Annotated in this window: 2 protein-coding genes; one reads left to right on the top strand and one right to left on the bottom strand. The window is 61.5% G+C overall.

From position 1 onward, the window contains the following. On the top strand, positions 1 to 145 hold a 145-nt coding region (locus AACY08_RS29330; protein WP_339472587.1), incomplete at its 5' end, for an ArsB/NhaD family transporter. A 49-nt stretch (positions 146 to 194) separates the two neighbouring features. On the opposite strand, the gene AACY08_RS29335 is transcribed toward AACY08_RS29330, so the two are convergent. Further along, a partial coding sequence (locus AACY08_RS29335) for a hypothetical protein (protein WP_339472586.1) occupies positions 195 to 470 on the bottom strand: 276 nt, incomplete at its 5' end.

A 470-nucleotide genomic window follows, 5' to 3' on the forward strand; every position in this document is an offset into this window, starting at 1 on the left:
TTCGCTCGCCACCTTGTTGTGGCTGCACGTGCTTGGGCAAAAGGATGTGCGGATCGGCTGGGGCTATTATTTTCGGGTGGGTGTCACGCTCACCATCCCGATCCTACTCGTGACGCTTGCGGCGCTGGCGCTGCGGTTGGGGTGATCGATCGAAAGAGCGGAGGGAGCACCACAGGGCTCCCTCCGAGGATCGTTCAGAAGTTCGCCGTGAAGCCAACCGCGAGGTTGCGACCCAGGCTGTCATAGCGCGCCGGGATCGTGTTGTTGCGCGCCAGGCTGATATTGTACGAATTCGCCAAGATCGGCGGGGCCTTGTCGAGCAGGTTGTTCGCGATCAGGCGCAGGCTGTAGCGCTTGGCAATGTTGAACGTCAGCGCGAGATCGAAGTAGCTGACCGGGGCGATATAGCCGAAGGTCTTCTGCACCCGATCAGGCGTGCCGCCGATCGCCGGATCGCCCGAATTGTTGGC

The organism is Pseudomonas sp. EL_65y_Pfl1_R83 (assembly GCF_963970695.1).
Classification (GTDB): domain Bacteria; phylum Pseudomonadota; class Gammaproteobacteria; order Pseudomonadales; family Pseudomonadaceae; genus Aquipseudomonas; species Aquipseudomonas tritici.